Here is an 11,079-nt window from a genome sequence, read left to right on the forward strand (position 1 = left end):
TTATTCGTCAGCTTGCCATTTATGCAGGAAATTACTCCCGAACCACTCTTTATATACAATATTTATAATGCGAAAGGCAGCATAATCGGAAAAAAAATGCGTAAGTTTGCAGCACTTATAAACAATGGTTCAGATAGACAACAACATATCCGATAAACGCATACGCCTCACCATACGTATTGGAGAAGGCAGTATGATGTTCGCCGTTGGCGACCCGCAAGCCGACGGCAGCATCGTGTTTGAGCCTTATGAGCTGAACAACAGCATATCCATAGCCGCCAATCTGCGCGAGGCTTTCAAGAAGTCGGAGCTTTTGCAGAGCGGCTATAAGCGTGCGTTGGTGGTCGTAGATACGCCTGCAATGCTTGTTCCGTTAGACGAATATCGGGAGCAAGACGTGGAAACGCTCTACAAGCATACCTATAAATGGCAGCGCAGCGAAGACATTGTAACGAGCATACTGCCCGAACTGAACGCCGTAGCGGTATTTGCGGTGAACAAAGACCTCAAGATGGTGGCAGACGACCACTTCGCCGACATACGCGTGCAGCCCCTGATGCAGGCGGTATGGACGCATCTGTACCGCCGTGCCTTTACAGGCACCCGCCAAAAGCTCTTTGCCTACTTCCACGACAAGCGTATGGAGGTGATGAGATTTCAGCGTAACAGGTTCGATTTCAGCAATTCGTACGAAGCAACAGGCACAAGCGACATTCTCTATTTTCTGCTTTACGTGTGGAAACTGATGGGAATGGACCATGGCGACAACGAACTTTATATGGTGGGCGATGTTCCCAATCGCGACGAACTGCGTGGCGAGCTGCAGCAATTCATCAGCCGGAACTACATTATAAATACGGAAACCGACTTCAACAATGCTGAAATGGCAAAGCGAAACGATATTCCATACGATTTGAAAGCGTTGTATTTGGATTAAAAGAAACCACAAACAATACTCTATGCGCATAATAACAGGACAGTTCAAAGGCAGACGTTTCGATATTCCGCGTACCTTCAAGGCACGCCCGACAACCGATTTCGCAAAGGAAAACATATTCAATGTGCTTAACGGATATATCGATTTCGACGGTATTACCGCGCTCGACCTCTTTGCCGGTACGGGAAGCATCAGCTTGGAATTGATTTCCCGAGGTTGCAAAGAAGTGGTGAGCATAGAGAAAGACCGCGACCACGCACACTTCATAGTCGAGTGCATGAAGAAGATAAATGTTGAAAACAACATTCTGATACGTGGCGACGTGTTCCGATTTCTCAAGTCTTGTCGCCAAAAGTTCGGCTTTATCTTCGCCGACCCGCCATACGCATTGCCCGAACTCGACACCCTACCCGACCTCATCTTCGAGTACGACCTGCTCACAGCCGATGGCGTGTTCGTCTTTGAGCACGGTAAGCACAACGATTTCTCGGCTCACACGCACTTTAAAGAACACCGCAGCTATGGCAGCGTAAACTTTTCCATCTTCCGATAGCCGTTGTTCGTGTTTCCCCAAAAACTACACAAACGCTTATTCCTTATAGAAACAGCAATTGCAACAAACGCCCCCAAACCTTATTCCAACAGGTATCAGGGCGTTTTTCTTTCTGTTTTCTCTTGCATTTGCTAAGAGAATTTATTATCTTTGCACTACAACTATGATTTTTCTACACGTAAATAATAATTTTTCTACACGTAAATAAATATTTCTTTACGTGTAAGTAAATATTTCTCTACGTGTAAATAATTTGGCAGACAATAAAAAATATAAGTATAAACCCCTTAAAATCAGGAGAAAAACTATGGCAGTATTTTATAAGTTGATAAAGACACACGGTGCTTTGCCCAAGAATACAGAGTACAGAGTTGTTGCAGTAGAGAACGAAACCGTAGGAGTGAAACACCTTGCGCAACGCATACAGGAAGCTACATCGCTTACGCCAAGCGACGTTGTTGCAGCCGTGAGTGCATTGAAAAACGAAATGGCAGCGGAATTGAAGATGGGCAACAACGTTCATCTGCCGGGATTAGGCTACTTTTCGCTCGCTGTGAAAGGCGACATCTACGAAGACCCGCACACACACCACCGCCGGTTGCGCAATCCGAAAGTGAGAACGGTGAAGTTCCGCCCCGATACCGAGTTCCTTGAGTCGCTCGACGACACCCAATTCGAGAATATGACCTACCGTCTTGGCACATCGTCGGTTCCCACAACCGAAGCTGTCGATGCCGCACTCGACGAGTTGTTTACCGAAAAACCTATCATCACCGTTGCCGACCTGCGCCAAAGCCTCAGCCTTTCCCAATCGTATGCCTACCAACTGACTGCCCGCTTGGAAGCAAATGGCAAGCTCAGCAGTGTGGGCACGCGATACAGAAAGCTCTATACAAGAGGAAAGAAGTAAGCGTGTTGCAGCGGAGCACAGCTTTTTACGGCTCGAATGCAATAAAAGGCAGGGCGCATCGTTTATAAAGATGTATATACAAAGCCCTGCTTGAGCGGGCAAAGACAAAGAAAAGTTTTTTATGATAGAATATATAAAAGGTGAACTTATCGAGCTTTCGCCGGCATTGGCAGTTGTAGAAGCGCACGGCGTGGGCTACGGACTGAATATTTCGCTCAATACTTACAGTGCCGTTCAAGGCAAACAGAGCACAAAACTGTTTGTGCACGAAGCCATTATGACGGGTGGGCGCGACGATAACTACACGCTGTACGGCTTTGCCACAAAGCAGGAACGTTCGCTCTACCGTCTGCTCATCACCGTGTCGGGGGTGGGGGCAAACACCGCACGCATGATACTGTCGTCGCTCACGCCCGCAGAACTGTGCAACGTGATTGCCAACGGCGACGATAAGATGCTGAAAACCGTAAAGGGAATAGGACTGAAAACAGCACAACGCATCATCGTGGACTTGAAAGACAAGATAGTACAAAGCGGTATAGCCGACGAATTGCACGTCAGCAGCCAACCAACGACAACGAACGTGAACAACGCCGTAAAGGACGAAGCTGTGGGAGCACTTACTATGTTGGGCTTCTCGCCCGCACCATCGGCAAAGGTTGTGGTAGCCATCTTGACCGAACAGCCCGATTTGCCTGTGGAACAGGTAGTGAAATTGGCCTTGAAACAAATAAAATAGACAAACCGTTGTGCGTTCGTTTTTTCATCGTTGAAAGAATTTCGGAAAGGGAAAGCGTCGGACAGAGTTTTCATCAATGAAACAAAGAAAATACATATTATCCGCTCTTCTGCTGCTTGCAGGCGTCAGCTTGTTGGCTTTGGGACGCTCGTTTGTGAATGTGTTGCCATTTGTAAGCACATTGCAGACGTTGATTGCGCCACCCGACACAACGAAGAAAGTGAATGTATTGGACGTTGAATTGGAGAACGAAGACATTCCCGACTCGCTGCTGCACCCACGTTGGAAGGTGCAACGCACCACACCCGTAACCCACGACGACTTGCAGCAAGGCTCTTACGACCTCGCTCGCCCCGAAAATCTGAAGCAAAGCGTGGAATACAACGACACGCTCAACATGTATATAATAGGTAACAAGATAGGCGACACCTACATTACCACACCTATTATGATGACGCCCGAAGAGTACAGGGCATGGAGCGAGAAGCGTAGCTTTGCCGATTACTACCGCCAAAAGAACAAGGAGATATTAGAAAAGAAAGGAAAAGAGAAGTTCGACTTCACGGATATGCACTTCGCACTCGGTCCGGCAGAGAAGATATTCGGTCCGGGTGGTGTGCGTGTAAGGACACAGGGAACAGCCGAACTGCGCTTTGGTGCTACGCTGAAAAACATCGACAACCCATCGTTGCCCATCAGAAACCGTAAGATGACAACGATGAACTTCGACGAAAAGATAAATCTGAATGTGAACGGAAAGGTCGGCGACAAGGTGAATATGAACCTTAACTACAACACCGACGCTACATTCGACTTTGATACACAAAACTTCAAGCTGCGCTACGAAGGCAAGGAAGACGAAATAATAAAACTTGTGGAAGGCGGTAATGTTTCGTTTCCGTCGAACAACTCGTTGGTACAGGGCGCATCGTCGCTCTTTGGTATCAGAACCGATATGCAGTTTGGCAAGCTGAAGCTGCAAACGGTGTTGTCGCAGAAGAAGTCTTCCAACAAGAGCGTAAGCTCAAAAGGCGGCAAACAGCTTACACCGTTCGAGATTTCAGCTGCCGACTACGAAGAAAACCGACACTTCTTCCTGTCTCATACGTTCCGTTCGCGCTACGACGATGCGATGAAAACCTTGCCCAACCTAACCACAGGCATTACGATAAACCGTGTGGAAATATGGGTAACCAACAAGACGGGCGTAACCAGCAATACCCGAAACATTATAGCACTGAGCGATTTGGGAGAGAATGCAAAGGTGAGCCGTACCGATTTGTGGGGCAGCGGAGCAGGCAATGTACCATCGAACAATGCCAACAGCGAATATAGCACCATTGCACAGGGGCACCCACAGGCTCGCAACATAGACCAAACGTCTACCGTGCTCGACGGTTTAGGACTTGTGGGCGGCACTGACTACGAGAAGCTATCGAGTGCCCGTTTGCTCAATAGTTCGGAGTACACCGTCAATCAGGCGTTGGGTTATGTGTCTTTGCGCACAGGATTGCAAACCGACCAAGTGCTTGCCATCGCCTACGAATACACCTCCGGAGGTGTAACTTACCAAGTGGGAGAGTTCTCAAGCGACCGCACCGAAGTTTCGGAAGCGTTGATTGTAAAGTCGCTGAAGAACACAAGCAACAACCCAAAGCAAGCCAACTGGGACTTGATGATGAAGAATGTTTATTATCTTGCCTCAACAGTTGAGCGCGATAAGTTCCGCTTGGACGTCAAGTTTCAGAGCGATACGGCAGGTGTCTACCTTCCTTATATACCCGAACCACAGGTGAAAAGCCAACCGATAATAAGAATATTAGGGGCAGACCGCTTAGACAACAATAACAATCCACACCCGAACGGATACTTCGACTATGTAGAAGGCTACACGATTTCTAACGGTCGTGTGTTCTTTCCTGCAGCCGAACCTTTTGGCGAATATATGTATAACTACTTGGTTTCAAAAGGTGTTGCAGCTGCAACGGCAAGCAAGTATGCTTTCATGGAACTGTACGATTCGACCAAAACCATAGCAAAACAAATTGCAGAGAAAGACAAATACCAGCTTGTGGGACAATATAGAGGAACAAGTGCCAACGTTATTTCGTTGGGCGCATACAACGTTCCGCAAGGTTCGGTTGTAGTAACGGCAGGCGGCGTACGACTGACGGAAGGCTCGGATTATAGCGTCGATTACAATGCGGGCGAGGTTACGATATTAAATCAGAGCATTATAGATGCCGGTACCTCGGTAAACGTTTCGTTGGAAAGCCAAAGCGATTATGGGCAACAGCGCAAAACGATGTTCGGATTGAACTGGGAATACGACTTCTCAAAGAACTTTATGATTGGCGGTACGTTTATGCACCTGTCCGAACAGGCACTTACAACAAAGGTGAACATGGGTGCCGAACCGCTCAACAACACCATTTGGGGACTCAATATGAGTTGGAAGAAGGAAAGCCAGTGGCTCACGAACATGCTCGACAAGATTCCTTTCCTGCATCTTACGCAGCCTTCTCATATCTCGTTCTCCGCCGAATTTGCACAGTTGATAGCAGGTCAGAGCAGCGGAACACAAGATAGGGCATCGTATCTGGACGACTTCGAGAATACAAAGAATACAATTGATGTAAGCCAACCTACTACTTGGGTTATATCGAGTGTGCCCTCCGACTTCCCCGAATCTACCGATAAGACAACACTTGGCAGCGGTTTCAACCGCAGTTTGCTGGCGTGGTACAACATCGACCCGCTGTTTACACGTATCAGCAGTTCGCTGACGCCTGCCCATATCAAGAGCGACCTTGAACAATTGTCGAACTTCTACGTTCGAGAGGTTTATACGCGCGAGCTGTTTCCTAACCGTGAACAAAGCAATTACAACGGTTCAACGTCTACTTTGTCGGTTCTTAACCTTGCTTACTATCCAACTGAGCGTGGTCCTTACAACTTCAGTCCGACACTCGACATCAACGGACGCTTGCCCAACCCACGCCAAAAGTGGGGAGGTATGATGCGCAAGCTCGATACGAACGACTTTGAGATGGCGAATATCGAATACATTGAGTTCTGGTTGCTCGACCCATTCATCTATTCAAGCAAAGAACCTGATGGCAATCTCTACGGTGGCGACTTCTATATAAACCTTGGCGAGGTGTCGGAAGATATATTGCGCGACGGCAAGAAATTCTACGAAAGCGGTATGCCGGTAGATGGCAGTCAGGCGTGGACAACCACTCAATGGGGTAAGATACCGACACAGACCACTGTAACATACGCTTTTGCCACCACAAGCGGCAGCCGTGCTTTGCAAGATGTCGGTTTCAACGGACTCAATGACGAAGAAGAACGCAACTTCCCTTCTTATCAAGCGTTCCTGACATACGCTCGCAGCCATACCAATCAGGCTGTGTTCGACTCTATTTGGGCTGACCCTGCCAACGACAACTATCATTATTTCCGTGGTTCGGACTGGGATAGAATACAAGCACCCATACTTCAACGCTACAAGTATATTAACAATCCGCAAGGAAACTCGCCCGATAGCGAAAGCCGCAACGAACGTTACGACACGTCGTACAAGGCAGGACCTGACGTTGAAGATATAAATCAAGACTATACGCTCAACGAATACGAAAAGTACTATCAGTATAAGATAAGCATTCGACCGGAAGACTTGGTGGTGGGACAAAACTATATCGTTGATAAAAGAGAAACCGTTGCACCGTTGCGCAAAGGCGGAAGCGCACCTGTTACGTGGTATCAGTTCCGCATTCCTGTGCGAGAATATCAGAAACGTGTAGGCGGCATCAACGATTTCACGAGCATTCGCTTTATGCGCATGTTCCTTACAAACTTTGAAAAGCCTATCGTGATGCGCTTTGCAACGCTCGACCTCGTGCGTGGAGAGTGGCGTCAGTATCAGCAAAACCTTACCAACTCTGCTTCAACATCAGGAACAATGTCTGTCGGTGCGGTGAGCATAGAGGAAAACAACGATAAAACACCTGTAAACTATGTACTTCCTCCGGGCATTTCGCGTGAGCAAGACCCCTCACAACCACAACTTGTGCAGAGCAACGAGCAGGCGTTGGCTATGACGGTACACAATTTGGGCAACAAAGAGTCGAAAGCGGTTTACAAAAACACCACGCTCGACATTCGCCAATACAAGCGTTTGCAGATGTTCGTGCACGCCAATGCACTTAAACCGGACGTTACCAACCTTACCGACAATCAGTTGGCAGTGTTTGTTCGTTTGGGTTCTGACTACAAGAACAACTACTATGAATACGAAATACCATTGAAACTGACGCCCGAAGGCAGTACGACAAGTATTCGCGACAGGATTGTGAGGCGGTTTGGCCGGCAGAAAATATGCTCGATGTGCCTATTTCGGTATTCACAGATGTGAAGAAGAAACGCAACGAAGGGCGCGGAAACGGCACGGCAAGCTATAATAAGGAGTTCTCTGTGTACGACGATAAACGCCCTGCCAACCGTGTCAGTGTGATGGGTAACCCGACATTGGGCGAAATAAAGACAATGATAATCGGTGTGCGCAACCTCTCGAACAGCGAGAAGAGCGGTGAAGTGTGGGTGAACGAAATGCGTTTGCTCGAATTCAATAACGAAGGTGGCTGGGCTGCACGCGGGCAACTCAACATTCAACTGTCGGATTTCGGTACGGTGGACATCAATGCCAGCCACAGCACCGACGGCTTTGGTGGTCTTGAACAAGGTGTAAACGCACGTAAGAAGGAAACCAATACCGATGTTACGGTTACTACAAGTCTGGAGTTGGGTAAGTTCTTCCCCGACAAGGCAAAGGTTACCGCACCTTTATATTATAGTGTAACGAAAAACGAAAGCCGTCCGAAGTACAATCCGCTCGATACGGATATGCAGTTAGATGCTGCGCTCGACGGTGCTGCCAACGAACACGAGCGCGACTCGATAGAGTCTATCGCCGTTACAAAGCGTACAACCACCAACTTCTCGCTGTCGAATGCACGTGTGGGAATACAGAACAAACGCCACCCAATGCCTTACGACCCAGCCAACTTCTCGTTCTCTTACAGTCATTCGCATGCACATACGACGGGCGAAACAACCGTGTACGAGAATGAAGACAACTGGCGCGGTGCGATAAATTACAATTGGACACCTGTCTACAAGCCGTTGAGTCCTTTCAAGAAACTTATCAAGAGCAAGTCGAAATGGTTTGATATAATGAAGCGTTTCGAGATGAATTGGTTGCCACAGAATGTTGCTTTCAACACGGAAATTACGCGTAACTACTACGAACTGCAACAACGAGATATGGATTCGGCAGAGAAGAATATGTTGCCGCTGACGTTTAGCGAACAGTTCTTGTGGAACCGCGACTTTGCCGTGCGTTGGGATTTGACACGCAACCTGCACTTAAACTTCCAAAGTGCTACGCATGCGGAGATAGAAGAGCCTTACACGCCAATCAACAAAGACCTTTATCCCGACCGTTATCAGGCGTGGAAAGATTCTGTATGGACGAGTTTGAAGAATTTTGGTACGCCGTTGGACTACCAACAGAACTTCACGCTTTCTTATCAGTTGCCGCTTAACATGCTGCCTATATTCGATTGGGTGAACGCCGATGCGAATTACAATTCCGCTTATACTTGGGTACGTGGTGCAAAACTGGAGAACGGTACATCGTTGGGCAACACGATTACGACCAACCGCACATTGAATATAAACGGTACGTTCAATTTAGAGCGACTCTACAACCATATTCCTTTCTTGAAAAAGACCAATGAAAGGTTTAACAAGTCGCGTCCGAGCATTAGCAGAGGTGGTTCGCTTGAAGGCCGAGGGCGCATTGATACTGGTAATTTAGCCGACCAACTGAGCAAGGAATTGGGAGGAGACGCCAAGACAAAGAAAGATAACGACAAAGACAAGAAGAAGGCTTTGCCTAAGAATGCAAAGAGTTTTGAGCAGGAAGTAACGATACCTGCCGATACGGCGATTGTTGTTTCGCACTCGAAGAAGACCAAGCGTATTGTTGTTTCGCTGAAAGATGCTGACGGACATTCGGTGAAATTGAAGTGGAAGAAGATGGACGAAAACAGACTGAAGTTGTACAACAAGGCTGATTCTGTTATGCGCTTGAAACTCACCGTTACACCGAAGGAACCGCTCGACGACAAGGGTTGGTACAAAACAGCGCAATGTGTGGCACGTGCTTTAATGATGGTGCGCACTGCCAGCATATCTTACCGCAACCAGTATTCTATGTCGTTGCCGGGCTTTATGCCGATGATTGGCGATGCGTTTGGGCAGACTCGCCAAAGCGGAGTGATGTCGCCGGGTCTGAATTTTGCTTTCGGTGCCATCGACGACAGCTATATCGAACGGGCAAGAGAAAAAGGTTGGCTACTTGTTTCTGACAGTATTGCTACGCCCGCATCGACAAACAAGACGGAAGATTTGCAGCTTCGGGCAACGCTTGAGCCTGTCCGCGACCTGAAGATAGACCTCAATGCAAGCCGCATGGAAACGGTTTCAAAGAGCGTGCAATATATGTATGCAGGCAATCCTACTACGCAAAGCGGTACGCTGACGATGACTACAATCTCAATAGGTACGGCTTTCGAGAGTCAGGGCAATGCCAACAACGGTTATCGCAGTGCGACTTTCGAGAAGTTTGCCAAGTCGCTCGATGGTTATCGTAACCGTGTCGAGGCTCGCTACATCGGTGCCAACTATCCGATGTCGATGGGTGGAGGTAAGTTCGACCCACGTGTGGGAACGGTAAATAAGTACAGTTCCGATGTAATGATACCCGCTTTCCTGAACGCTTATACAAGTATGAGCGGCAACGGACTGAATATATTCCCCAAGCTGAAGAGCTTGTTGCCCAACTGGACCATTCGTTACAGCGGACTGTCGCGCTTGCCGTTCTTCCAGAATATCTTCAAGAGCGTGAACATCAACCACTCTTACAAGAGCATCTTTGCCATTGGCTCTTACCAAAGTTTCAGCACGTGGCAGGAATATATGAATGGTTTGGGATTTGTGAAAGACGCTACATCGGGTGCACCCGTACCAAGTTCGATGTATAACATTTCGCAAGTGAGCATAAACGAGGCATTCTCGCCATTGCTCGGAATCGATGTTACCTTGCAAAACAACCTTACGGCTCGTTTGGAATATCGCCAGACGCGTGTTCTGTCGCTCTCCATGACGAGTGTTCAGATAAACGAAGCAATGTCGAAAGACTGGGTTATCGGTTTTGGCTATCGCATCAATAACGTGAATTTGTTTGGCGGTCGCAACTCACGATTGGTAAAGAATACCAAGAAGAAAGACAACCGGCAAGACCAGCAGAATAGCAATACGCAGAGCACAAGCAATAAAAACAGTGGCGGCATCAACCGCGACCTGAACCTTCGTCTCGATTTAAGCTATCGCAAACAAGCCTCTATCACGCGCGATATTGCAACCGTAACATCGGCTGCATCGAGTGGGAACACTGCTTTCAAGGCTTCTTTCGTTGGCGATTATACGTTGAGTCGCCTTATCACGGCAAGCATTTATTACGACATTCAAATCAATACGCCGTTACTTTCTTCGAGCAGCTACCCTACAACAACCCACGATTTCGGTATCAGCCTGAAACTCAGCCTCACCCGATAAGGTTTGTTTTATTATAAACAAGCCTTCTTTCGCAATAGAAATATTCTTCTATCTTTCTGTATGTTCAACGTGTAGCAGGCTATACGTTGAACGTCTATCATCGATATACTTGACCGCCCGCTATCAAATAACCGAATAGCCTACACTGGACACGTTTGTCCAACTTATTGGACACACTTGTCCGGTCGGTTGGACACGTTAGTCCAATTAATTGGACAAGTGTGTCCAATCGGTTGGATTAACGTGTCCAATGG

General features: G+C 47.7%; 4 protein-coding genes and 1 pseudogene. All 5 read left to right on the plus strand.

Translation table 11 applies throughout. The features are described from left to right. Nucleotides 1–124 precede the first annotated feature (124 nt). The 5 genes and pseudogenes from JCM15124_RS08430 to sov all read left to right on the plus strand — a co-directional run bounded on the left by JCM15124_RS08430 (nucleotide 125) and on the right by sov (nucleotide 10,825). Nucleotides 125–937 (plus strand): DUF3822 family protein, encoded by an 813-nt coding sequence (locus JCM15124_RS08430; RefSeq protein WP_024999075.1) that lies wholly within the window; start codon nucleotides 125–127, stop codon nucleotides 935–937. A gap of 22 nt (nucleotides 938–959) precedes the next feature. After that, the gene (locus JCM15124_RS08435) at nucleotides 960–1,490 is read left to right on the plus strand and encodes an RsmD family RNA methyltransferase (RefSeq protein ID WP_024999076.1); all 531 of its coding nucleotides are present in this window, start codon (nucleotides 960–962) and stop codon (nucleotides 1,488–1,490) included. 307 nt (nucleotides 1,491–1,797) lie between these two features. Continuing rightward, on the plus strand, nucleotides 1,798–2,400 hold the full coding sequence (locus tag JCM15124_RS08440) for an HU family DNA-binding protein (RefSeq protein ID WP_024999077.1): 603 nt from the start codon (nucleotides 1,798–1,800) through the stop codon (nucleotides 2,398–2,400). Nucleotides 2,401–2,521: 121 nt separating this feature from the next. After that, nucleotides 2,522–3,139, plus strand: a complete 618-nt coding sequence (gene ruvA / locus JCM15124_RS08445; RefSeq protein ID WP_024999078.1) for a Holliday junction branch migration protein RuvA — start codon at nucleotides 2,522–2,524, stop codon at nucleotides 3,137–3,139. 76 nt (nucleotides 3,140–3,215) lie between these two features. Further along, nucleotides 3,216–10,825: pseudogene (gene sov, locus JCM15124_RS17220) on the plus strand (T9SS outer membrane translocon Sov/SprA). The last annotated feature ends 254 nt before the right edge of the window (nucleotides 10,826–11,079 follow it).

It is taken from the genome of Prevotella falsenii DSM 22864 = JCM 15124 (assembly GCF_000613945.1).
Classification (GTDB): Bacteria; Bacteroidota; Bacteroidia; order Bacteroidales; family Bacteroidaceae; genus Prevotella; species Prevotella falsenii.